The following is a 24279-nucleotide window of genomic DNA, read 5'->3' as shown; positions in this document are numbered from 1 at the left end:
GCCCCTGAGGCTGTCAATGCGGGTATACAAGAACTCGGGTTTATACCGAAAACGAACTGTCGCGCCACGCGAGCAGCGCCATGCGGCCTGTCGTGCCGTCGCGCCGGTATGAGAAAAAGCGCGCGGGATCCGACACCGTACACAGTCCAGAAGCATGCACGTCCTCAACCCCTGCCCGCCGCAGCCGCAATAGCGCGAGCGCAGGAAGGTCTGCCAACCATTTTCCAGGATGCCCGGCACGAGGCGTGAAGCAGGCCAAGGCCTGCGGACCACCAGAGGCAAAGGCCTCGCGTACATCCTCTCCGACCTCGAAATGGTCGGGGCCGATACCGGGCCCGACCCAGGCACGCCAGCCACGTGCGGCCGGCGCTTTGGCGCGGAGTTGCCGCAAGGTGTTTTCCAGGACCCCGCCAGCCAGCCCACGCCAACCGGCATGAGCAGCTCCGACAACTGTGCCATCCAGATCCGTCATGAACACGGGCAGGCAGTCCGCCACCATGACGGCCAATACCCGCCCGGGGGCTGAGGTCACGCTGGCGTCCGCAGCAAACTCCGTCGCCCCCGCATCCGTTGCCGAAGGAGGATTGTCGGCATCGACCACCTCAGTGCCATGGATTTGGCGCAGCCACAAGGGATCGGCAGGAACGGCTGCGCGCACACGGCGGCGATTCTCCTGTACGGTCTCCGGCAAATCGTTGGCGCGCAGCCCCAGATTCAGAGTGTCGTGCGGCGATACGCCTACGCCGCCGGCTCGCGTGGTACAGAAATAGTGCACGCCTGGCCATTGCGGGCCGGTAACAACGGGCAATCCGTGAATCACGCGTTCCATTGTGTGGCTTCCTGGGCTTGTCTCATGTCGTCAGGCGGGTCGGCACGAAAAACGGCATCGCCTCGGCCGCTGGGATCATCAAAATGCAAGGCGCGGGCGTGTAACATCTGCCGTGTCGCACCGGCGGCCTCGCGTCCACCATAAATCGTATCGGCCAACAACGGATGTCCCAGGCTGGCCAAGTGCACGCGGATCTGGTGCGTACGCCCCGTTTCCAGGCGGCAAACCACCTCAGTCACCGGCTCTCCCGCAGGCGCGCGGCCTTGTCTCAAAGGGGAATAGTGGGTAACAGCCGGTTTCGGAGCGATCGGGCGCTCGACACTCATGCGGATGGGCACGCGCGCATCACGGCCGATCGCACGATCCACCACACCAGCCGTCTTCAGCCAGCCGTGAGCCAGGGCGATATATTCCCGGCCCATGCTGCGCGCCTGAAGTTGTCGAACCAGATGAGTTTGTGCCAAGTCGTTACGCGCGACCACCATCAAACCGGAGGTATCCTTATCCAGGCGATGCACGATCCCGGCGCGCGCCACCCGGGCCAGCTCGGGATATCTGTGTAGCAGGCCGTTGAGCAGCGTGCCGTGCCAGTTGCCGGCGCCTGGGTGCGTCACCAGCCCCGCGGGCTTGTTCACGACGATCCAGTCGGGGCTTTCGTCCACGACCCCGAATTCGACCGGCTCGGGCGTAAACGCCAGGCTTTCCGGGGCGGGCTGTTCCCAGACGGCGATGACGTCGCCGGGCCCCACCACCTGGCGCACCTTGGCGGCCGCGCCATTGACCTGGACCCAGCCGGCCTCGATCCATCCCTGCAGACGGCTGCGCGAATGCCCGTCCAGCAGGGCGGCCAGGACCTTGTCCAGGCGGTCCGCTCGCGTGCCGGGCGGCACAGTAATACACTGAGGTTCGTCATCTGCCGCGAAGCTGGCACTGTCAACGGCAAGGGCGTCTGTATGGGACATGAAGCAAGATCATATAATTCAGCCGTGCCATCCTAACACCAAGGAAACGTATCTCGTGATTTTCCGCACTGCTGCCCTCTCGAACCGCCCTGCTCTACGCGGCTCGCTCCTGCGCGCGGCCATCGCGCTGTCCGTCGCTCTGACTGTCGCAGGCTGCAGCGGCACCGACACCAAGTACGACAAGACCGCCGGCTGGAGCGCGGAACAGTTGTACACCGACGCCAAAGCCGAAATGGACGCCGGCGGCTGGAACGATGCGCGCGACCGGCTCACCGCCATTGAAAGCCGATATCCGTTCGGGGTCTATGCTCAGCAAGCCCTGATCGACCTGGCCTACGTCAACTGGAAAGACGGCGAAAACGAACAGGCGCTTGCCGCCATCGACCGGTTCCAGCAGATGTACCCCAATCATCCTGGCACCGATTACATGCTCTACCTGAAAGGGCTGATCAACTTCACCCCTGCCAGTGCATTCATGAGCAACCTGACGGGCCAGGACCCTGCAGAGCGCGATCCAAAAGGGTTGCGGGCCTCTTACGACGCTTTCAACGAATTGATCAAGCGCTTTCCCCAGAGCAAGTACACGCCCGATGCCCAACAGCGCCTGACATGGCTGGTCAACGCCATTGCCATGAACGAGGTCTATGTCGCGCGCTACTACTACGAGCGCGGCGCCTACATCGCAGCGGCCAACCGTGCCCAGACCGTGATCACCGATTTCGAGGGCGCTCCCGCCTCCGAAGAAGCCCTGGTCATCATGTCGGCCTCGTATGGCAAGCTGGGAATGACTGACCTCCAGAACGACGCCCAGCGCGTGCTCAAGACCAACTATCCGGACAGCACCATGAACGAACAAACGCTGCTGACCGACAAGAGCTGGTGGAACCCGTTCTCGTGGAAATGATCTCCGCCCAGTCGATATGACAATGTGCCGCCCAATGGGCGGCACATTGCATTTATCCGGAACCGAGCCGATATCGGCACTCGCGGTCTGACCCCTGCCACGTGGCTGCCCGGGAAACGCTCAGTAATCGCCCTGCTCGCGGCGGGCGTAAAACGCCAGAACCTCGTTCATATCCCGCGTCCGGGAAAATGGCGGCAAGCCACGCCACAAACGCTTGCCATAGGGTTTTTCGACGAGACGGGCATCCCCGACCATGAGTACCCCCCAGTCGCTTTCAGTCCGAATCAGGCGGCCGGCGCCTTGTTTCAGCGAAATTGCCGCCTCGGGCAATTGATATTCCGCAAAGGGATTGCCGCCGCGCTCTCGACAGGCGCGCAGCCGGGCCTCGATCACCGGATCATCCGGCGGTGCAAAGGGGAGCTTGTCGATGGCGACCAGGGTTAGCACATCGCCAGGCAAGTCGATACCTTCCCAGAATGTCGCGCTGCCGACCAGCACCGGATGCTCGAGCTTGCAAAAGCGCTCCAACAGATCGCGGCGCGTCGCATCGCCCTGCTTCAGCAAGGGCCAATCGTATCCCTGATCCTCGAACGTCTCGGCCAACAACGCGGCCACACGATCCACCGCGCGCAAGGTCGTGCACAGCACCAGGGTGCCGCCCGGGCTGGCCTCGAGCAGCGGTATCAGCGTCTGTACAAAACGCTCGGCAAAACGCGGCGATTGCGGTTCGGGCATATCGCGCGGCACAAACAACAACCCTTGGTTGGTATAGTCGAAAGGGGACTCCCAGCGCCCTGTCCGGGCGTCATTTAGTCCTAATTGACGAGTGTAGTGGCCAAAGTCCGCCTGCACCGACAACGTCGCCGAAGTCAGGATCCAGGCCTGACCGGGTTTGCGAAACTTGGAGAACGCCTGAGCCACCGACAAGGGGGCGGAATGCAGCCGGACATGATGCTGCCCGTGCTCCACCCAGCGCACCGCCGGACCGCTAAACAACCGTGCAGCCGCAGCACCTTGCAGTAAAGCGCGAGCGGTGGACATACCGTCATCCGCAGATGGAGCCGACGAATTTTCAGCGGCATGAATCAGTTCTTCGCCAGTCTGCGGCTGAGCCGACGCGAGGGCTTGCAGGTCCAGTCCCCACCCCTCGTCGGCCAGTGTTGAGTCACGCGTGACACTGGATCCATGGCCGGCCGCAGCATCGTCATCCTGAACGCCGAGCCGCCCGTCGGCGCCGTCCCTGGCGGGTGTCGACCACTTTGCCAGGCGCAATGCAATGTCTGCGCCACTGCGGGCAGCGGCAGCCAGATCGGGATGCTTTTCCGCGACGCCCGCCAATGCCCGCGTGGCGGCCTCGACTGCTTGGCGCAGCGCGGCCAGCGCGGCATCGAATTGCTCTGCGTCCGGCATGGCCTCAAAGGTCGCCTTGCGCCCCGGCAGTTGATCCAAGGGCGCACAGACCAGGCGCAACTCACGGGCGGTGGTTTCCACATGGCGGCTGACATCGGCCCATTTTGCGGCTTCGCGCGCGTATGCCAGCCCTGCGACCTCCAGAGCGCGGCCGAAATCCAGCAATTGATGGGTCGAGACACTACTGCCCAAAAATCGCGTTGCGGTATCCGGCAACTGATGCGCCTCGTCAAAGATCACCGTGTCCGCTTCGGGCAGCAAATCGGTCACGCCTTCTTCGCGCAATACCAGATCGGCCATGAACAAAGCGTGATTGACGACCACGATGTCGGCGTCTTGGGCCTGGCGCCGGGCCTTCACCACAAAACAATCCCGGATGCGCGGACATTCCTGGCCAAGACAGTTTTCGCGCGTAGACGTCACTCGATTCCAGATATCGGCGTCTTCGGGGATTTTTCCCAGATCGGCGCGATCGCCGGTTTTGGAGATGCCAGCAAAGACCTGGATCTGGCGCAGTTGCGAAATCTCGGTACGGGATTTCAGCGCGCGCTCGTCGCCTTGCAGGCGATCCAGGTGATAGTGACAGACATAATTACCCCGCCCCTTGAGCAGCGCCGCTGTCACGGGCGCGGCCAAGGCAGCGCGCACACGCGGCAAATCTCGGGAAAACAACTGGTCCTGCAGCGTGCGGGTTCCTGTCGAAATGACGACTTTCCCCCCAGCCACCATGGCGGGCACAAGATAGGCCCAGGTCTTGCCAATACCGGTCCCGGCCTCGGCCACCAGGGTCGCGCGATCGGTGATGGCCTGGCCGATCGCCTGTGCCAGTTCGACCTGGGCCGGACGGGGGCTATAGCCAGGCAAGGCCTTGCTCAACGGACCGTCAACGGCAAAAAACTCGGAAATATCCAGATCTAGCATCAATCACATCAACGATTAGGGGCGCTCAATGATACCCCGAGCCCCCAGGGCAACGTGCTCAAAATAGCCCTCGACATGCGCCCTGTCGCCGCCTTGTGGCAAAATCCGGCCCTTGATTTCCCTTTGCAGCCGTATCGAGATGCCTGACACTTCCGCCACCACGAGCACTGCGCCCAGCGTCGACCAAGCCCGTATTCTTGCCCAGCTTGCCACCGAGCTGGGCAGCCGCCCCTCCCAAATCGCCGCTGCCGTCGAGTTGCTGGACGACGGCGCCACCGTGCCCTTCATCGCACGCTACCGCAAAGAAGCGACCGGCGGCCTGGACGACACGGTGCTACGCAACTTAGAAGTCCGATTGGGCTACCTGCGCGAGCTCGAAGAGCGGCGCGGCGCCATCCTGGAATCCATCACGCAACAGGGCAAACTTACGCCCGAATTGCAACAGGAAATTGCTACCGCAGATACCAAGCAACGCCTGGAAGACTTGTACGCTCCGTACAAACCCAAGCGCCGCACCCGTGCCCAGATCGCTCGCGAAGCCGGCCTGGAGCCTTTGGCCGATGCCATTCTGGCCGATCCGGCTTGCGACCCTGCCGAGTTGGCGGCGCAATACCTGAATCCCGAGGCTTCGATCAACGACGCCAAGGCTGCCCTGGACGGTGCGCGCGACATCCTGGCCGAGCGCTACGCCGAAAACGCCGATCTGCTGGCCGACATGCGCGACCACTTGTGGTCCACCGGACTGTTGTATGCCAAGGTCGCCGAAGGCAAAGAAGCCGAAGGCGCGAATTTCCGTGACTGGTTCGACTTCAACGAACCGGTGCGCACCCTGCCCTCGCACCGTATCCTGGCGCTCATGCGCGGCCGCCAACAAGGCGTACTCGAACTGCGCCTGGGACTGGAGGCGGAATTAGAGGCTCAGACGCCGCACCCCTGCGTAGCACGCGTGGCCAGTTTCCTGAAACTCGGCAATGGCCTGTTCGCCCTGGATGCCTCGCCGCGCTCGCGTTGGCTGGGCGAAGTCTGCCGCTGGACCTGGCGCGTCAAGCTCTTGACCGCGTTCGAGAGCGAGCTGTTTGGCCGCCTGCGCGAAGAAGGCGAAGCCGAGGCGATCCGCGTATTCGCCGCCAATCTGAAAGATCTGCTGTTGGCCGCACCGGCCGGCCCCAAGGCTGTGCTGGGCCTGGACCCCGGCATCCGCACCGGCTGCAAAGTCGCCGTCATCGACCGCACCGGCAAGGTCGTCGATACCGCCACCGTGTATCCGTTCGAGCCGCGCCGTGACCGCGAAGGCACGATCGCCACGCTGGCCGCCCTGGCAGCCCGCCATCAGGTCGAGCTGATCGCCATCGGCAACGGCACAGCCTCGCGCGAAAGCGAAAAACTGGTGGGCGACATGATGAGCCAGTTCCCCGATCTGAAACTGACTCGTGTCGTCGTCTCCGAAGCCGGCGCATCGGTGTATTCCGCCTCGGAAACTGCCGCGCAGGAATTCCCCGATCTGGACGTCACGCTGCGCGGCGCCGTGTCTATTGCCCGCCGCCTGCAAGACCCGTTGGCCGAATTGGTCAAGATTGATCCCAAAGCCATCGGCGTCGGTCAGTATCAGCACGACGTCAATCAACGCGAGCTGGCCCGCTCGCTGGACGCCGTGGTCGAGGACTGCGTGAACGCCGTCGGCGTCGATGTGAACACCGCTTCGGCCGCCCTGTTGGCGCGTGTGTCGGGGCTGAATTCCCTGCTGGCCAAAAACATCGTCACCTGGCGCGACGAAAATGGCGCATTCCCCACGCGGGATCAACTGCGCAAGGTTCCTCGCTTCGGTGAAAAGGCCTTTGAACAGGCTGCCGGCTTCCTGCGTATCCCGAATGGCGCCAACCCCTTGGACGCCTCGGCGGTGCACCCGGAGGCCTACCCCGTGGTCGAACGCATCGTCGCCAAAATCAAGACCGACGTCCAGCAGATCATCGGCCAACGCGAGGCGCTCAAGGGCGTATCGCCGTCCGACTTTACGGACGATCGTTTTGGTCTGCCTACCGTGCGCGATATTTTCGCCGAGTTGGAAAAACCCGGCCGCGACCCGCGTCCCGAGTTCAAGACTGCCCAGTTCAAAGAAGGCGTGGAAACACTGAACGACCTGTACCCCGGCATGGTGCTCGAAGGCGTCGTCACCAACGTGGCCAACTTTGGCGCGTTCGTGGACATCGGCGTGCATCAAGACGGTCTGGTGCATATCTCGGCCTTGGCGGAGAAATTCGTCAAGGATCCGCGCGATGTCGTGCGCGTGGGGCAAACCGTCAGCGTCAAAGTGCTGGAAGTCGATGCCGCCCGCAAGCGCGTCGCGTTGACCATGCGTTTGAACGACACGGCCCAGCCTGCGCGCCGTGGCGGCAATGACGCGCCACGCGGCAACGGCGCGGCACGCAACGGCGGAGCCGGCGGCGGTGGCCGTCGCCCTCAGGCCGATGCTGGCCGCAACGAGCCGCGTAACAGCGCCATGGCCGACGCCTTCGCCAAGCTCAAACGCTGATCCGTCAGACTGTCCGCCGTCTCGACAAAACACAGGGGCGGGATAGCCCCACGAGCGCCCCCAAAAAGCTGAAATTCCGTTCATCTTTTGGGGGCTCTTTTCCCTGACGAAGTACATCGATCAGAGCGCGCCTCCATGAATCAATCGAGATTCACGGCCCCCGCGCTCCAAAGTACCGCCATCCAGTCCGTCCGGCTGCTGCCCGGCCGAATTGTCACGCCGACGCGTTACACTGGGCGACTGTCCAATAACGCTTTGTCCGCCCTGCTCATGAGTACCCGCGTTCTAACCGGCATCACCACCTCTGGCACCCCTCACCTCGGCAACTGGGCTGGCGCCATCCGCCCAGCCATCAACGCCAGCACCCAGCCGGGTACCGATGCGTTCTACTTCATGGCGGACTACCACGCGCTGATCAAGTGCGATGATCCTGCCCGCGTGGCGCGGTCCCGCCTGGAAATCGCGGCCACGTGGCTTGCTGGCGGCCTGGATCCCGAACGCGTGACGTTTTATCGCCAATCGGATATCCCCGAGATTCCCGAGTTGTGCTGGATATTGACGTGCGTCACGGCTAAGGGCCTGATGAATCGCGCCCATGCCTATAAAGCCTCAGTGGATCAAAATACCGCCAAGGGCGTCGACCCGGACGACGGCATCACCATGGGCCTGTTTTCCTACCCTGTGCTGATGGCGGCGGACATCCTGATGTTCAACGCGAACAAGGTCCCTGTGGGGCGCGACCAAATCCAGCACTTGGAAATGGCGCGCGATATTGCTCAACGCTTTAACCACCTCTACAACGGCGAATATTTTGTCCTGCCGGAAGTCGTCATCGAAGAATCCGTCGCCACCCTGCCGGGTCTGGACGGGCGCAAGATGTCCAAGAGCTACAACAACACCATCCCGCTGTTCGAAGGTGATCCGGCTGCGCTGCGCGCTGCGGTCATGCGCATCGTGACGGACTCGCGCCAACCGGGCGAACCCAAGGATGCCGAGGGCTCGCATCTGTATACGCTGTACCGCGCCTTTGCGACCGAGGATGAGTCCGCGGCCTTCCGCGCAGAGCTCGAGGCCGGCATGGGCTGGGGCGACGCCAAACAGGCTCTCTACGAGCGCCTGGAGCGCGATATTGCTCCCATGCGCGAACGCTATCAGGCTCTGATGGCGCATCCCGAGCGTATCGAAGACATCCTGCAAGCCGGCGGCCAAAAGGCCCGCAAACTGGCGACGCCGTTCATGGCGCAATTGCGCGAGGCCGTCGGTCTGCGCCGCCATACCGCCATCCCGGCAGCAGACAAAACCACCACCAAGAAATCCAACAAAGCAGCGCGCTTTGTCAGCTTTCGCGATGACGACGGCACGTTCCGTTTCCGGTTGCTGGGCGCAGACGGCCAAGAGCTCTTGCTATCGCGCAGCTTTGATAATCCCAAAGAGGCGGGCGCACTGGTACAACGCCTGCAGGCTGGCAGCGACCAGGATGTTCTGCGGGTCGATGGACTCAGCTACACGGCGGTGCTGGATGGCGCGGCCATCGCTCAAGGGCCTGCCGCCGACGACGAAGCGCAGCGCGATGCATTGTTGGAGCAGGTGCGCCAAGCCTTGGCCGCACAAGGCTGACGGGGCACAAGCAACGCCTGTCCCAGCGCAAAGGCGGCCTCGAGTCCCACGCATCTGCACGGGATTCAAGTCGCCTCATCCGGCACAAAGACGGCTTAAAAGCCGTACAGGCGCGCCGGATTCTCTACCAGCACGCGCGTGCGCAGCGCCTCATCGGACAGCCAGGTGTGGATGTCCTGCGCCAATCGGCGGGGGCCTATCTGCCGATAGGCGCTGATCTCCAGCGGAGACTTCCCGGGTTCACGGTTGGTATGCGGCCAATCGCTGGCCCAAAGCATGCGATCAGGATTGGCCTGGATAAACGCCGCCGCCAATCCCGCCACAGCCTCAACAGCAGTACCCGAGGCATCGATGCGATAGGGCGCAGACAGCTTGACATAGGCCGCGTCTGACGCGACCAACCCCAATATGGCCTGCACCCGCGAATCAGTCAACGCCGTGCCTGCCGGCACGCCGGCAAAGTGATCCAACACAACAGGCACCGGTAACGCTTGCAGAATGGGAACAACTTCTGCAATAACATCCAACGAGGCATACACCTGCACGTGCCAACCCAGAGGCGCCAACCGTTGCGCCCACGCTTGCAGATCATCACGCATGCGCCGTGTATCGCGGCTGCCTGTACTTTCCAGGTTCAGGCGTAATCCACGCACGCCCGATGAATGAAAATCACGAAGCAACGCGTCGGAAGCACTGTCATCCAATACCGCCACACCACGCCCTGCCCCATCCAGATCGCGCAAACCATCCAACATGCAAGTATTGTCCGTGCCATACACGCTAGGCTGCACGATCACTGCATGGGTGATACCCAATGAGCTCATGTGTCGCTTCAGGTCCGGCATCGAAGCAGGCCCTGGCGTGTAGTGGCGATCCGCGACCATGGGATAACGGACAGGATCACCTACGACGTGAACGTGGCAATCACAAGCTGCTGGGGGCAGCGCTGGCGTGGCCATGATCATGCTGCCCGCAACTGATCGACCACAGCCTTGCCGGCAGCACGCGTACCCAACTTGCCGCCCACGTCGGCCGTGCACTGGCCCGACGCAATGCTGGCGGCGAGTGCAGCTTCAATCGCCTTGCCAGCGTCGAGGAATTTTTGTCCGCCCTTGCGCTGGCCATACCAGGTCAACAACATGGCGGCCGACAACAACTGCGATGCGGGATTAGCCAGATCTTTGCCCGCAATATCAGGAGCCGAACCATGCGCGGCTTGTCCCATGGCATGATCACGTCCGGCATTCAGCGAGCCCCCCAACCCCAGACTGCCAGAGAGCTCCGCCGTCAGGTCCGACAGAATATCGCCGAACATATTGGTCGTGACGATCACGTCATAGCGATCCGGTGCGCGAACCACATGCGCCATCATTGCATCGACAATGACGTCATCCACGCGTACCTCGGGAAACTCCTTTCCGACTTCGTGGCACATATCGATGAACATACCATCACCGATTTTCAGCACATTCGCCTTGTGTACGATCGTCACGTGTTTTTTGCGCGTCATCGCCAGCTCAAAAGCAGAGCGTGCAATACGTTCGCAACATTGACGCGTGATACGGCGCAAGGACACGACGACGTCAGGCGTGATCAGCATCTCGCTGCCGCCCGACTCGATATTACGATCCGCGTAAAAACCTTCAGTATTTTCGCGCACAACCACCAGATCGAATTCGCCCAACCGCGCTCGCGTACCTGCATAAGTGCGGGCCGGACGAATATTGGCGTACAGATCCAGATTCTTGCGAAAGAACTTCGAAGGATTGATTTCGCCTTTGGACTCGTCCTTGAAGTCATAGGTCGCCATGGGGCCCAGCATCAGACCGTCAGCGGCCAAGACCTTTTCCAGCAATGCCGGTGTCACCGTAGCGCCATGACGCTTGAGACTGTCATGCCCCGCGATGTCGTGATCCAGCTGCAAGCCCAGATCGAAACGTTGTGACACAGCCTGCAGCGCATCCACCGCCACCGCCATCGTTTCAGGCCCGATGCCGTCACCCGGCAATACAACGATCTTCATGAGAACACCTCGAAAATAAATGACGTTAAGGTTCGATAGACACGCCGGTCTGTGCGACCAGGCGTTGATACTTTTCCATTTCGCGACGAACGAACGCCGCGAACTCCTCTGCCGTATTGGGCCGAATGACGACGCCATCTACCTCGAAACGTTCACGTATGGACGCATCGGACAGCGCAGCATTAATCTCTTGATTCAATCGCTGCACAACGGGAGACGGCGTCGCTGCAGGCGCAAAATACCCGCCCCATAAGCTGAACTCGAATCCTGGCACTGTCTTTTCAGCCACCGCGGGGACATCCGGCAACGCGGCGATACGCTTGGGAGTGGACACCGCCAGAGCCTTCAGCTTGCCAGCAGAAATATGCGCCATTGCCGCTGCCGCGCTGGAAAAGAAGAAATCGACGTGCTGCCCCAGCAAATCCGTCATCGCCTGGCCTGCCCCCTTATAGGGCACATGCACCATCGTACTCTTGGTGCCCAACGCCAATGCGGCCGCTGCCAAATGACCTGGCGTCGCCGTACCGGAGGAGGCATACGTCACGCTGTCCGGTTTCGCCAATGCAGCCTCAATCAGCGCCGACAGCGTCTTGTACGGCGATTCCGCCGGCACAACGAGCACCAAGGGCGAATCGCCGACCAGCGCGATAGGCACAAAATCCTTTTGTGGGTCATAACCGAGGTTTCGCATGGCGAACGGGTTCACCGCCATTTCACCGGTCTGTCCCAACAGCAAGCGATATCCATCGGGATCATCGCGCGCAACCATGCGCGCTCCAATCGCGCCTGATGCACCGGGCCGGTTTTCCACCACAACGGTCTGCTTCAATGACTTGCCGAGTTTTTCGCCGATCAGACGCGCAAACACATCGCCTTGGCCTCCCGGCGCATAGGGCACAATTACCGTCACAGGCTGCGAGGGGTAATCGCTTTGGGCAAATGCAGCGCGTCCGCCGAGCGCCATCCAGCCGGCAACAGCGCCAGCACTGGCTAACAGACGGCGGCGCGCCGGCTGCTGCGGCAAAGAATAATTAGACATAAGAGGTCTCCCGCACCGATATATCAATCCAGGTGCATGCCGGATTGCTTTACCACACCACGCCACAACGCCAGCTCTGCCGACAGTGCCTTGCCGAAATCATCTGGTGTACCTGCGAACAAGTCTGCACCTTCGTTCGTCAATCGTTGACGTACCAGGTCTGCTGCTGCCGCCTCGTTTACCGCCGCATTCAACTGCTGAACGATCACTGCCGGAGTGCCAGCAGGCGCCAAGATGCCCCACCACGTCGAAATGTTGAAGTCCGATACACCCGCTTCCGCCATGGTCGGTGCATCGGGGAACAAGGGGGAACGCTGCTCCCGCGTCACGGCCAACAGCTGCACTCGCCCTTCCTTCACCTGTCCCAAAATAGTCGGTACCGTCGCAAAGAACACCTGCACTCGGCCCGCCAGCAGATCCACCGTGGCGGGGCCGCTGCCCTTGTATGGCACATGCATCATCTGCACATTGGCCTTTTGCTTGAACAATTCGCCGGACAGATGATTGATACTGCCCGCACCAGCCGAGCAGAAATTGATCTCGCCGGGACGCTCAGTGGCCAGCTTGCGCAAATCCGCAATCGACTTTACGCCCAGGTCCTTGTTAGCCACCACCAGCAAGGGACCACGCCCGATCAGCGCCACCGGCGCGAAAGACTTCTCCACGTCGTAGGAGCTGGAGACCTCTGCGGCAGCGTTGGTGACGAACGTCGACGTCGCGAACAACAAGGTGTATCCATCGGGGTTGGCATGTGCGACGTTATTGGCCCCAATAGAGCCCCCGCCGCCGCCATGGTTCTCCACCACGACAGGCTGCCCCAGACGCTCGCTCAAGGTGCGGGCCATATCGCGCGCAATACTATCCGTGCCGCCACCCGCCGCAAACGGCACTACCAGCTTGATGGGCTTAGTGGGAAAACCCTGGGCGCAGGCCAAGACAGGCATGACGCATGCGACGGTTAAAGCTGCATATCGGCGGAAGTGCTTCAAGTAACGCATAAGGCGATGTCTCCTGATTGCCTGAATAGGCCAACTTATTTTGGTGAGGTGAAACAGATTCTTTTATTCCGGCCGCGACGAAACCATTCGATAGGCGAATAGGTCAACCGCGCTGTCGCAGCAGCTTGAGGCGCTCCAGCAATGCCTGGTGAATGTGATGCCGTGCGGCGGCTGCGGCACGCTCAGGGTCACGGCTGCGGATGGCTTCCACAATATCGTTGTGTTCTTTCATCGCGACCTTCGCTCGCGCCTTGGAACTCAATGTGCTGCGTCCCAACAGATAGGTGGTATCGGTCAACGAGCGCAACGACCTGATCAAATGCCGGTTATGCGCGGCGCTATAGATAGCGTCGTGAAAACGCAGATTCAATGCCACCGGATCCACATCGCCCTCGTCCAAAATCGCCTGCATGTTGGCGATCTCGGCGTCCGTCGCATGCTGAGCCGCCATGGCGGCAGCGGCCGACTCCAGCACTTTGCGCATGGCATAGAGCTCGCCCACCTCTTGCTGATCCATCGTGGCGACAACCATGCCTCGTCCGGGCTCATGCCGCAACAGCCCTTCGTCCTGAACGCGTTTGAGCGCCTCGCGCACAGGCGTACGCCCCATCTCCAGCAGCGCGGCAACCTCGATCTCGCGCAGCCGCATTCCCGGCGTAAATTCGCCCATGAAAATGCGCTGCTTGATCTCGTTATAGGCGGCGAACGCCTGCGAACTGGCTTGCGGGATAGGCATGAGTGTCCCTATATATTCTTAAATATATTTTTGCATACAAAAAATAGATGGTCAAATAAAGGCATGATGCCAGGTCTTATTTTTGACGGCACTGTGGACGCCCGCCCTGCCACTCTCGGCTGTTAAGGCTATGCTAAGGAATCACCTTTCGGACCATCTTTCAGATAAAAGGTGTTACCTCTCAGTACCCATCGGATACTGAAATTTCCCTTTCCTTGTTTTGTGAAAATTGGAGGCAATCATGCGCCAACTTTCTTTATATGACTTGACGAACGTGTGCGGCGGCATCAAACCGGACTCTGCCAACATGGAACTGCAGAGAACCCTATTTATGAGCATGGCGGCTCACGCTGCAGGCTACGCCATCGGCCAAACGCTAGGCGGCGAGCTTGGTTTTGGAGACGCAGCGAAATCCACGAAAGACGGTTTGATCGTACCTTTCGTCGGCGACTCCGTCTTGCGTGGCATGGACCCGGCGGTGGTGAGTGCAGGGGTTCGCCAAGCCACGGTCCTCGCCTTGGCGGGGCTATATGGATTCGCCGAGGGGTGGGACAACGCACACGCGCATACGTTGGAAGTCCGCTGGTAATAAACCCCGCGTTGGCTCTGTAGAGCGCCGATGCAGGCGCCCCATAGATGGAACACACCTCGTGCGGCCGTTACTTAGATTGCTTTTAGGTATCGACCCCATGGAATCAATTCAGCGTCTGGCCTCCCAGGCATTATTCGCGATGCAGTCGATCGGAGATTTTGCCGAGCCAACACTCTCTGACCAAGATATCTTTAGTGTCGTGGCGAGCGGCGATGTTGAAGTTTTGTCTAATGCGCTAGACGAGAGTCAGTTTGATCTGCAAACCGTCGACAATGCCACTGGAAAAACGATACTCCATCTAGCAGTTTCGCTGGGTCATGAGGAGATCACGTCGATGTTGCTGGAACGAGCGGAAAACGCTCTGGGTCTACTTGAGGCTAAAGATTGGCATGGATACACGCCATTGATGCACGCGATCGCAACGCAGAACATCGTGTTGATGCACGTACTAGCCAAAGCACATGCTGACACGGGTAGGCTTGCCCCAAATTTGGATCAGGCTGATTTCGAGCGAGCCAAGGCACGGACGCTGATTGAAGCTTATCGCGATCTATGTACCGCATTCGAATTTGCCGCTCAGAATTGGGAAAACAACGGCCTCAAACTACGCTTTGAGGCTGGAGAAGATACCCCACCCACCATGGAAAATGGCATCACCGCAATGCGGACGATGATTGAGCACGAGTGCATCCGGGCAGATGATGTTCTAGATCCTCTAAAGAACGCTTTGAAAACGGGTGACAAGGCGGCCATAGCCGGTTTAACGAAACCAGGCGTCGTGCGGTTGACGTTAGCCGCGATGAGAAATCGACCCGACACAGAAAAAATTGCCGCGCTAAAAACTTTCATAAACGCCGGGTCTGACACCAAACATTGGATTTCTGGCGTTGTAAATGAGTTTCTGCTAAACACAGATGTATCGTGCATCCCAGCCGAAGAGAGACAGAAAAACGCGTCCACAGTGCGCGACAACCTGGATGATATCAGGCTCATGATTGCTGTCGGAGCGCCCACCATTGCCGCTTTGACGCGCCTAGGTAAGAGTAACAACGGAATGATGGCGCAGCAGCTGATTGCGCTGGGCGCCGATGCGATCGGCGCGATGCGGCTGCTGCGTGCGGCGACGCACCCTGCGGCGCACGTCATTGCCGCGGCTGCGCTAAACAATCTACTCGAGACGAGCGACGTGGCCGACACAGAAAAGGTATCGGCACTTAGAACCTTGATCGCTGCGGGAGCATACAAGGCCACCAGTGATTTGATTCGCAAAATGGTGAGCGCAGGTGAATCGCTAGATACCGTGCGACTTCTCATTCGGGCTGGAGCATCTGCCACCGCTGCACTGCTGGATCTCAGCAGAAGCACAGACAATAAAAGGGCTGCACAACGGCGCGCGTATCAACTGATACATATGGGGGCGGATTTTTCCCCACCAATAGATTGGCTGCTTAGAGTCATCGACAGTGCGACTGAAGGCGGCAAACAGGCCTCGGCAAGCGGCAATCAGACCTTGGCAATAAGCAAGCAAGCCTTGGCAAGACGCACACAGGATGCCCTGAACATCATTTCATATGCCGCGCTAAAAAATGTGCTGCAGAAAAGAGATTTATCCAATTTAGAAAAAATCGCGCAGCTGCAAGGACTGATAAACAAGAACGGCGAGGAAGCGGCGACTGAACTGGTTATTGAAGCAGTGAACGCGGGGCACTTCGCGACGGTGAAGCTCATGATTGCCGCCAATGGGCCGACTACCAAAGCACTTATAAAGCTAGGCAGCGGAGTGGGTGTAGAGACGGCGCGGAAACTAATTAGTTTAGGGACAGACTTTTTATTCCTGAGAGAGGAGCTGTTAAAGAACGCCAGAGAGTACACCGCCAACGGCGAGCACGACGCAGCAGGACGCGAGCGAGATGTCGCGAACCTGTGGATGGTGGCCGCCGTCGCAGCAACGTTCGAGCCGGCCAGGCCCAAATCTAACGAACCCCGGATAGCGCGCACAACCGGAAGCAGTGACTAATTCTTTGACCCGTTGAACAACCACACAGCGGCGCATCGATCATTCGCTACGGTCCGGTGCGATATCGGAATCTTTCTCACTAGTCCCTGAAGGAACTGCCGAACCAGAACCAGACCGGTCCGAGTGACGCAGGCCACAGATTTGTTCAGTATGGCGCTACCCATCGATCTATCTCCATTACGGATACTGAGCAATGAATCCCGTTTCGAACTACGAACCGAAAACACATCAGGCAAACACCGTTAATTGCCCTTTCGACTACATGGACAACATGAGTCCGGATGATTCTCTGCGCGCGGCCATTACGAAACATGATCTTCGTGGCGTCTCTTACGTCCTTGCTAATTTCACGGTGGATTTCTCGGCTCTGAATTTCAGTGGACAGAATCCCATCCATATGGCTATTGCCCTCGGTCGCCACGACAACATCGCTAATCTGTTGATAGAGCGATCTCTCGGCAGTAACGCGATTCATGAGATGGATCGCAATGGATACACGCCGCTGATGCTCGCCGTCGAACACGGAAATATCAGGTTGGCAACGTCCTTGATAAAGGACAGGCAGGCGACCGTCAGCGCAGGCAATGATGCAAATTGCTCACCGGCTGGATTGGCGCGAAAGCAAAGCACCATTACCCATACGCGACTATTACTGGAAACTGGTGGTGATATCGCCGCGGCGCATAAGCTCGCCCTTCGGCGAGACATTGAGAGCTTTGAAAAGTTATTCTCCCTGCAGCATGTCCATCTACGAAACGCCTGCGAGGATGGCAACCTCGACGCGGCTAGAGCCATCATCAAGGCCGGCGTGGATCCATCATTTGTCTTGATGCGCACGCTGACCGGACGCGGTGGCGAGGTTTCGCCGAATCGAGCCACCATCATCAGAAACCTAATCGCGGCAGGCGCCGACCCGACTGTCGCGCTCAAGCAAGCGCTTTCCACTTCGGTGTCCCGATCGACTGTGCAGACACTGTTGGTGTTAGGCGCGTCAGGGCGCAAAGCCATGGAGGATCTCCGGGGTACAGGACTGACCACCAACATGTGGTATTTGCTCAAGTCGCGGACCAACTGGGAAAAGGCACTGATTAGCGAAGCTATCAAAGGCAATGCGAGCGCTGTGAAATTCTGGATCGACAGGTTGGGCGGCCTGAAACCCGATCAAGTATTAATGCCTTTGGTAAATGGTCGCCACAATGCCGCCATAAAATTATTGCTGGCTGAAGGCGTTAACCCCCATTCGACACTGATGCGCTTGCTTGAGGAGGGCAACACAGAGGGTGTCAAACACTTGATTTCCGCCGGCGCAGAGGTGTCAACGGTATTGTCGGAGATGGATAAGAATCAAAAGGACGGTTTGACACTGGGGATCAAGAAACTGGAAACCTTGATCAAGGCCGGCGCGGATCTATCACGGATGTTGCTTGACTCGACGAAAACCGAGGCGAGTCTATCGGTGGCAAAAGTGCTTATCGCTGCCGGTGCGAAGGCTGAGGGCGCGGTAGAACTTGCACCAGAGAATCAACGTTCCGATGTCCGGAAAACACTGGAATTGGCGGCGCAAGACGCTGCCAACGCCAGCAAATTGATGCTCGATGCCGGAATGGCTGATAACTCGCTGTTGGAGGACATCCTGCTAGTTCAGGGGATGAGAAACCGACCCAATATGGGACCTTATAAAGAGATACTACATAAACATGCAGCCTATCGGGAGGCAGAAGGAAAGCAGGCAGAAGCAGACCTGATCCGTGCCGTCGAAATAGTTGATTGGAACGCAATTAAGACACTAACAATCACCCATCCAGAAGCGGCTTCCAACGTTCTGCACGATCTGCTGTCAGCAGCGGATGCGCCGTCATCACGCCTGTTGATACAAGCAGGAGCGGATATATCCGCGACCATTAAGGCAGCCATGAGCGATTACGGCGCTACCGGCCCTGTTCTCGCCGCGAGATTGATCATGGCCGGCCAGAGCGCGCATAGCGTACTTAATTCTCTGATTGATTCAAAAGAGCAAACATTCGCAAAAAAAGTGATTGAGACGGCCCGGATCGACATTTTTGATATGTTCAAGTTTCTAGCGGAAAGCGGCAACGAGCCGCTACTAAAGAAACTTCTTCCGCTAAGCATCACCGATGGACTCGGCGAACTGATCAATGCATGCAACCAGGGCAATGCGGGCTTGGCACGCGCGTTGATCTCCGCAGGAGTAAACGCAGATCGCGCTCTATACCGAGCGATCATTTCTGACGCCCCCGACGCAGCCAAAACACTGATGAGTTTAGGTGCCGATAAATCCGTGGCGCTTGCGGCAGCCCTTTCCGACGAACACCCATTGATAGCTGAGATGATGCTTGCTCTTGGGACAGACCTGAGGGTCGCGTTGACAAAGGTGGATCCCAAGAATATTGAGAAAGCCAGGCGCCTATTGCCCGCCGGCACGAGCAGTTAATTTCCTTTCGACCTGAATAGCCGCGTGTAGCTGCTATACACGCAACACGTTTTATCGAACGGGACATCCCGTTCAGCCGAACACATTAGCCAAATCAAATCGGACGCAACTGCATCCGGCGCGATTTGGCTTTTTTTTGCCGTCGAACTCGCCGACATACGGCCGTACAGACAGTCGCCTAGAAACAGCGTGGACAGCGTAGCGAACGCTACAGCACATTACCGAACGCGCCCACAGGCTGCCTCCAAGCATATTGATACGCACCGTGGAACCCAAACTGCAACACTGCCACTCAGTTCATGCAATTTATCTTAACTGACTGCCCCTCCACACCACTAAGAACGCGGTTACGTCAGATATCCATCGATCCATTTAATCCACGAATATTCACCAATGAATCCCATTTCGAGCCACCAGCCGACAACACGTCAGGCAACCCCGGTTAGCTGCCTCTTTGACTACATGAGGAACCTGAATCCCGACGCATCCCTGCGCCTAGCCGTTGCACAGAATGATTTTGATGGTGTTTCTTACGTCCTTGATCATTCCGAGGTCGATTTCTCCGCCCTTGATTACTATGGGCAAAATCCTATCCATTCGGCCATCGATCTCGGCCGCGATGACAACATCGTCTATCTGTTGATCGAACGATCCGAGGGTAGTAATGCAATTCATGAACTGGATCGCAATGGATATACGCCGCTGATGCTGGCCGTCGAACAGGGAAAGATCAGTCTGGCAACGTTCATGATAAAGGACAGGCAGGCGACCTATAGCGAAGGCAATGATGCTACGTGTCATCCAGACAGATTGTCCCGCAAACAGCAAACCCTGGGCCATACCCGACTCTTGGTAGAGAGCGGCGGGGATATCGCTGAGGCACATAGACTCGCCCTCCTTCGAAACATCGACAGTTTTGAAAAGTCATTTATCGTTCAGCATAATCACCTGAAAAATGCTTGCCGGACTGGCGATATCGAGGCAGCAAAGGCAATAGTCGCTGCCGGCGCAGACCCGTCATTTGCTCTGATGCGTACGCTGAGCGGCAGCGGTTTATCAGTGTCGCCGGAAAGAGCGACTATCACGAGAAACCTGCTTGCCGCAGGCGCAAACCCTACCGTCGCACTCAAGCAGGCGCTTTCCACGAAGATTGATTACCTCACTGTGCGAACACTGTTGATGCTCGGTGCATCCAGCAACGTTCTGAAGGATTTCATCCTGGAGCGGGCGACTGCGTTCGACAAAATCTTCCTCCATAACATTAATAAGAAAGACTGGTCGAACTCCCTAAAAAATGCCGCCCTCCAGGGCGATAAGGCCGCAGTGCAGTTCTGGCTCCAATCGGGAGTCGTCAAACCAGATCAGACATTAATTTCCTTGGCCAAAGACCGCCGCACCGACGCCATAAAGCTATTGCTTGATGAAGGAGTGGATGCGCATTCGAAACTGCTGGAGTTGCTTAGTAACGGCGATACAGAAGCCGTTAGATCTTTAATCTCCGCCGGCGCAAACGTACCGAAGCTGTTGCGCGAGATGATCGCCCATCAGCGACCAGGGCTGAGGATAGGGATCGAGAAACTCCAGACATTGATCAAGGCCGGAGCGGACCTGTCACCACTGTTGCTTGCCGCGACTCATGGGAAGGACAGACTGCATGTAGCAAAAGTACTTCTGGCCGCTGGTGCGAACGCTGACGCTGCAGTAGCTCTCTGCTCGGAGAACAAGCGTGCTGAGGTAACGAAAACGTTAGCATTGGCAGCGCAAGACGTCGCTGCTGTCTCCAAGATGATGCGCGATACCGGATTTTCCGATATCACTTTGGCAGAGAATATCTTTTTAGCGAAGGAGTTTATTGCTCGAGGCGACCGGAGCGAACATCGCGAAATACTAACGAAAATGGTAGACGTGCTACAGGCTGACGGACGTCAAGCCGACGCAGACCTGCTGCGTGCCGTGATGCGTGTTGATTGGATCGAAATTAAGGCGGGAGTAGCCGGAAATCAGCTCGCGGGGCGCGTGGTGCTTAACCTTATGCTGCAGATCGGCGACATTCCGTCATCACGCTTATTATTGCAAGCGGGAGCGAATATGACTCGGGCCGTTGAAGTGGCAAATACAGGCATGGACGACGACCATAAGTTCAATTTGCACATCGCTAAGCTGCTTCACGCTGCCGACCGTCAAGCTCATCTCGTACTTGAGTATCTTCTTGACTCCAACAGGGCACCTTTCGCCAAAGAAGCGATCAAGTTAAGCAGGATCAACATGGCGGACATGTTTAGCCATCTGTGGAAAACCAGAAAACTGGCCGCAATCGCTAAACTTAATCCGTTGTACACCATCGAAGCGGCCTATACCAGCACAAAAAGATCTGAGGACTTGGCATCGGAATTGAGATCTGCGGGCTTTACGAAATCTCAAACCTTTTTCGAGGCGCTTGACGCTAGCGATCCTGGCACGGCCGGAATTCTGGGGGCAGCATTAGACGACAAATCCGTCGCGCTTGCGAGAGCTCTTTCCGACGCGCAAACCTCAATCGCAGAGACGTTGCTTGTTCTAGGCGCCGATCTGAATCTCGCGTTGAGAGAGGTAGACCCGGAAAAGATGCCGCTGGTCAAGACGCTGTTACCCGCCGGCGCGGGCAGCTAGGTATTCCTATCGTAGCGTCCCATATGGTAACGGGACGCTACCTGTATGGAACGCAACGAGCGGCTTCGTTACTTACGTGACCTAGCCGCTCATTACGCAAACGGCGATCATGAGCCGAATGGCAGTCGGGCGGCTTCCAAGTCAACGCTGTGTGGCGTTTTCCTATAGAGAACCGTTCTATGCCTACAGAAATCAACCTTTTTCGGAATCTGCCCAGCTCTATCGGAGACGATTATTGGTCAGAAAGCGCTAGTGTCAAAAAGGCCAAAAATCAACTACTACGGGCTTTACAGAAAGACGATTGGAAAACGTTCGAAGCGCTGGCATTTGGCGAGAATACTGAAATAGACGTCAAAGCAGAGCGGTACCTCAACGGTCAAAATTGCCTTCATATGGCCGTCACGTCTGGCAGCCATTCAATCGCGGTGAATCTCGCACGACTGTCTTATGAGCGAAATCTCGGTCTCGTCGACAGCCAGGATGATACGGGGTACACCCCTATCATGCATGCAGCCAAATCCGCATCCGACGACGCTCATGTGGTTGGCGCGTTACTCAACGCCGGCGCTAGTGTCGGTCTATCCCGAGCCCTGGAATCTGCCGCGGAACGAGGCCATGCGCTAATAGCCGAACGCTTGATCGCTAGCAACGTTGATGCCCCAAAGGTGTTGTCCGACCTCGTTCGCCCCATGAACGGTGAAGACGGGTTGAATGGCGCAAAGTTGCTGGTCCGGCTAGGGGTGGATGCGACCAAGGCATTGAACCACTTAACGCAAATAGGCCGGTCGGATGAGGCGCGCACACTGGTTTTGCTGGGAGCCAAGGGATCGGAAGCATTAGTCTCCGCGGCTACACACTTTAGTATCCTAGCCGGGAATCTCCCTCTCGAAGCGCAACTCCTAAATACAAGCGCCCCCATACCATTGAGCAATCTACTTGACGGCGGGGCAGATGTCCCCAAGGCGCTGATAACGATCGTAGAAAATTCTGGCGATGCGACGAGTAAAAGGGCTGCTTCATTTTTGATGACCGCAGTCAATAATAAGAACAGGCACAGCATCGACGCTTCTCCGCATAGCGACATGATCGCTATATTGAGGCTGGCCAACAACGGAAATTTTGACGCCATGGTCAAATTAGTTGGCCTTAGCAATTGCATTGATGATCTAGGCCCAGACGGCATGACGGCGAGCGGTAACGCCCGTGCAATAAAAAAACTCGTCGACTCTAGGGTGAACGGCTACCCCTATGACAATGACTATCCCGTCAGACTTGTGATGACAGCTGCTACTACGGGAAATCTGGTGGCGACAAAAAAATTACTGGCTGCCGGCGTGTTACCAGAAAATGTGCTGCACAGCCTTCTCAGCCTATACCGACAGGACAACCCGGCTGGCCTTGAAGCGATACGGCTATTAATTGTCGCGGGCGTGGACACTCACTATCTGCCGGCCGACGTAATGCAATATATCCACGAGATAAAAATGGACGTTTCACGGCTCTCATCGACCCAGAGAAATGCCGCGCTTCTGTCTGCTGCGAGGGACGAAAACGCTGTCGATGTGGCGAGTTTGTTGGACACACCGGTCGACACCGTTGGCGCACTGAAAACGCTGAGTCAAGCCGGGGAGTTGGATGCAATTCGCACATTGCTCAATGCTGGTATGGACGCACTCGAAACGTTAACTGACCGCTTGAGGGCTGGCGACATGAATGTCGCACGAATGCTTATCCAAGCAAAGGACGTATCGAGCGAGGCGCTCAGTAAACTCGTCGCAAACGGCGAGCTAGAGTCCGCACGCGCACTCCTTTCCATCATGAACGACAACGGCCAAGAGACATTGGTGCAGGCTGCCCGAAACGGGCATACCGAGATTGCGAATGCGCTCGTTGCGTTTGGCGCAGACGGGCATGGCGCCTTGATTTCATTATTGGAGAGTGGGCATCAGGAGTCGGCAGTACGCTTGGTTGCTTCAGGGGTAGATATTCATACGACCTTGAGGCACGCATTTATCGACGATAAGTTCCGAGCGAAAAGAGATCTCTTGACGCTAGGCGCTAAGTTATCCGTTGCGTTGCTGCAAGCCATTGAGCTTGGCGACATCAAAACCGCGCAGAAGTTACTCGAGGGACAGCACAAGTCTGTAGGGCAAGAAGCAACGTCAACCGTGTTCCATACCGAAGCACTGACCCCTGGAGTAAAAGCCGCCAGGCTGACTCAGCTGTTTCAGCTGGGAGCCAATGCAGACACCCTGCTCGAAAAACTCATTGACGACGGCAGGACTGCCGACCTGAGGTGGCTTGTTGCACTTGGAGCGCCCACGCAGGATTTATTAGTAGATCTAGGCAGGAAAAACAATCGAATAGACGCGCGCAAACTCTTTCTCGCGGGGGCGGACTTTGACGCGTCAATCAGGAAGCTGCGAACGGACAACGAGCACGACGCCGCCGGCACGTTGGTTTTGGCCCTGACGGGCGCTAGAGATCTGTTGATGCCATCGCCAGGCACCCCTAACGTGAATAGAGGCTTCCAGAGAAGCAAATGAGCAAATGTGAGCGTTCAACTCCCTACGCCCTGCCGAGCTAGCGCAAATACTCAA

General features: G+C 58.0%; 16 protein-coding genes. 8 read left to right on the top strand and 8 right to left on the bottom strand.

The window, feature by feature from the left end:
* Positions 1 to 40: 40 nt before the first annotated feature.
* Positions 41 to 829, bottom strand: a complete 789-nt coding sequence (gene pgeF, locus ACNA0I_RS12500) for a peptidoglycan editing factor PgeF (protein WP_415806328.1) — start codon at positions 827 to 829, stop codon at positions 41 to 43.
* Positions 817 to 1791 (bottom strand): RluA family pseudouridine synthase, encoded by a 975-nt coding sequence (locus ACNA0I_RS12495; protein WP_415806327.1) that lies wholly within the window; start codon positions 1789 to 1791, stop codon positions 817 to 819. The genes pgeF and ACNA0I_RS12495 overlap by 13 nt, the downstream gene beginning before the upstream one ends.
* Positions 1792 to 1900: 109 nt before the next feature.
* Here ACNA0I_RS12495 and ACNA0I_RS12490 point away from each other — a divergent pair, with 109 nt between their 5' ends.
* A complete protein-coding gene (locus ACNA0I_RS12490) occupies positions 1901 to 2695 on the top strand; it encodes an outer membrane protein assembly factor BamD (protein ID WP_415806456.1) in 795 nt (264 codons plus the stop codon).
* 120 nt (positions 2696 to 2815) lie between these two features.
* Here ACNA0I_RS12490 and ACNA0I_RS12485 read toward each other — a convergent pair whose 3' ends face one another.
* Complete coding sequence (locus tag ACNA0I_RS12485; RefSeq protein ID WP_415806326.1) at positions 2816 to 5026, bottom strand: ATP-dependent DNA helicase; 2211 nt, start codon at positions 5024 to 5026, stop codon at positions 2816 to 2818.
* A 139-nt stretch (positions 5027 to 5165) separates the two neighbouring features.
* Here ACNA0I_RS12485 and tex point away from each other — a divergent pair, with 139 nt between their 5' ends.
* Both tex and ACNA0I_RS12475 read left to right on the top strand, forming a co-directional pair.
* Complete coding sequence (tex, locus tag ACNA0I_RS12480) at positions 5166 to 7556, top strand: RNA-binding transcriptional accessory protein Tex (protein WP_415806325.1); 2391 nt, start codon at positions 5166 to 5168, stop codon at positions 7554 to 7556.
* Between the two features lie 270 nt (positions 7557 to 7826).
* The gene (locus tag ACNA0I_RS12475; protein ID WP_415806455.1) at positions 7827 to 9173 is read left to right on the top strand and encodes a tryptophan--tRNA ligase; all 1347 of its coding nucleotides are present in this window, start codon (positions 7827 to 7829) and stop codon (positions 9171 to 9173) included.
* 95 nt (positions 9174 to 9268) lie between these two features.
* Here ACNA0I_RS12475 and ACNA0I_RS12470 read toward each other — a convergent pair whose 3' ends face one another.
* The 5 genes from ACNA0I_RS12470 to ACNA0I_RS12450 form a co-directional block, all read right to left on the bottom strand.
* Positions 9269 to 10132 (bottom strand): amidohydrolase family protein, encoded by an 864-nt coding sequence (locus tag ACNA0I_RS12470; protein WP_415806324.1) that lies wholly within the window; start codon positions 10130 to 10132, stop codon positions 9269 to 9271.
* A gap of 2 nt (positions 10133 to 10134) precedes the next feature.
* Complete coding sequence (locus ACNA0I_RS12465; protein WP_415806323.1) at positions 10135 to 11196, bottom strand: isocitrate/isopropylmalate dehydrogenase family protein; 1062 nt, start codon at positions 11194 to 11196, stop codon at positions 10135 to 10137.
* A 25-nt stretch (positions 11197 to 11221) separates the two neighbouring features.
* Positions 11222 to 12235 (bottom strand): Bug family tripartite tricarboxylate transporter substrate binding protein, encoded by a 1014-nt coding sequence (locus ACNA0I_RS12460; protein WP_415806322.1) that lies wholly within the window; start codon positions 12233 to 12235, stop codon positions 11222 to 11224.
* A gap of 23 nt (positions 12236 to 12258) precedes the next feature.
* Positions 12259 to 13233 carry a tripartite tricarboxylate transporter substrate binding protein gene (locus ACNA0I_RS12455; RefSeq protein WP_415806321.1) on the bottom strand — a complete coding sequence of 325 codons (975 nt, stop codon included), beginning with the start codon at positions 13231 to 13233 and terminating at the stop codon, positions 12259 to 12261.
* Between the two features lie 103 nt (positions 13234 to 13336).
* Positions 13337 to 13969, bottom strand: a complete 633-nt coding sequence (locus ACNA0I_RS12450; RefSeq protein ID WP_415806320.1) for a GntR family transcriptional regulator — start codon at positions 13967 to 13969, stop codon at positions 13337 to 13339.
* 241 nt (positions 13970 to 14210) lie between these two features.
* Here ACNA0I_RS12450 and ACNA0I_RS12445 point away from each other — a divergent pair, with 241 nt between their 5' ends.
* From ACNA0I_RS12445 to ACNA0I_RS12425, 5 genes are all read left to right on the top strand, one after another.
* A complete protein-coding gene (locus ACNA0I_RS12445; protein WP_415806319.1) occupies positions 14211 to 14558 on the top strand; it encodes a hypothetical protein in 348 nt (115 codons plus the stop codon).
* A 100-nt stretch (positions 14559 to 14658) separates the two neighbouring features.
* Positions 14659 to 16578, top strand: coding sequence for an ankyrin repeat domain-containing protein (locus ACNA0I_RS12440; RefSeq protein WP_415806318.1), 1920 nt, complete (start codon positions 14659 to 14661; stop codon positions 16576 to 16578).
* A 193-nt stretch (positions 16579 to 16771) separates the two neighbouring features.
* Positions 16772 to 19030 carry an ankyrin repeat domain-containing protein gene (locus ACNA0I_RS12435; RefSeq protein ID WP_415806317.1) on the top strand — a complete coding sequence of 753 codons (2259 nt, stop codon included), beginning with the start codon at positions 16772 to 16774 and terminating at the stop codon, positions 19028 to 19030.
* Between the two features lie 393 nt (positions 19031 to 19423).
* Positions 19424 to 21679: an ankyrin repeat domain-containing protein gene (locus tag ACNA0I_RS12430; RefSeq protein WP_415806316.1), complete on the top strand. Its 2256-nt coding sequence runs from the start codon at positions 19424 to 19426 to the stop codon at positions 21677 to 21679.
* Between the two features lie 179 nt (positions 21680 to 21858).
* Positions 21859 to 24225: a hypothetical protein gene (locus ACNA0I_RS12425; RefSeq protein ID WP_415806315.1), complete on the top strand. Its 2367-nt coding sequence runs from the start codon at positions 21859 to 21861 to the stop codon at positions 24223 to 24225.
* Positions 24226 to 24279: the final 54 nt, after the last annotated feature.

The organism is Bordetella muralis (genome assembly GCF_965139205.1).
GTDB lineage: Bacteria > Pseudomonadota > Gammaproteobacteria > Burkholderiales > Burkholderiaceae_B > Bordetella_A > Bordetella_A muralis.
The sequence above is the reverse complement of the archived record's forward strand: the minus strand, read 5'-3'. Positions and strand labels throughout refer to the sequence as shown.